Source organism: Vibrio sp. AND4, from assembly GCF_000171815.1.
Classification (GTDB): domain Bacteria; phylum Pseudomonadota; class Gammaproteobacteria; order Enterobacterales; family Vibrionaceae; genus Vibrio.
The window spans coordinates 1-1,128 of sequence record NZ_ABGR01000132.1; the positions used below are offsets into that span (position 1 = coordinate 1).

Genomic DNA, 1,128 nt, shown 5'->3' on the forward strand with positions numbered 1-1,128 from the left:
AGTGGATAATTTTAGTTTTTAAGTTCGATACTCAAACACCGTACACCTCAAATACTCAAAAACGCCCAGCTATCTATTGGATTGCTGGGCGTTTTTCTCTACTATTGTTTATTCAAAACAGGTTGATTACGACACAGTTCGAGGGAATAAAAGGATGTTTTGCGACCGTTCGCGTTTACTTAGGCTAATTGGCTTTCTTTGCTTATTGCTGGCTCAGCCACTCCACGCGACCATTTTATCTTCCGCTCTACTCAACGAAGCCCAGCAACTGGCTGAGATCGCACCTACACAAGCGAAAAAAGCGGCCAAAAATTACCTTTTACAACGAGAACTGACGGTTCGCCAAGACAACAGTAGCCCTTCTGCAATGTCTCGTGAAGAGACCGATCTTAGCATTCGTACACCTAGCAGCACTGTTGAAGCACACAAGATCATCGCACAAGCCGACTACGCGATGGGCAACGTTCACTCCGCCATAAAAAACCTCGATGAAGCAGAGCGCCTAACCAAAGAATACCAATTGAAGTACATGGGTTTGGATGTACAACTGATGCGTAACCAAATGATTTGGATGTACGACAAAGACTATGCCACAGCCGAGCAAAAACTCGACCAAATCGAAAAACAGATGAAAGACGCCAATCTGGTTTTACAACACACCGATGGCGTTCGTTACCGCTTGGTCATGCAGCGAGCTTTGCTTGCAGCAAACAGAGGCGACTCAGTCAATGCAGATCGCCTGTACGCTAAAGCTAAAACCATGTTGGAAGACAATCGTTCAGACTTGACTTTGATTGACTACCACACTGCTGTAGGCCAGTTTTATCTCAACAATAAGAAGTACAATCTCGCTCTCTCAGAATTGCTCTATGGATATTGGCAATCTATCGAAAGTGATAGCAGTGCAAGATTGGCAAAGGTAAACCGCCTGTTGGCTCGTCTATTCCAAGAGCGCCGCGTTTACGATAAAGCGATCGAGTACCTCTCACAAGCTGCAGACTTTTACGATGGTTACCCTGGCTCACCGATTTTGGCTGACGTGCTAGAGCAAATGGGTGACATCTATTTCCATCAAGGTCAGTTCAATCTTGCACTTGTACATTACTTCAACGTGCTTGACCACGACAG

General features: G+C 45.3%; 2 protein-coding genes. Both read left to right on the plus strand.

The genetic code is table 11. The annotated features are described in order from the left end of the window. A partial coding sequence (locus AND4_RS20365) for a hypothetical protein (RefSeq protein WP_206536071.1) occupies window positions 1-188 on the plus strand: 188 nt, incomplete at its 5' end. Beyond that, window positions 155-1,128, plus strand: a 974-nt coding sequence (locus AND4_RS19205) for a tetratricopeptide repeat protein (protein WP_009844654.1), incomplete at its 3' end; no start/stop codon positions are given. The genes AND4_RS20365 and AND4_RS19205, both read left to right, overlap by 34 nt.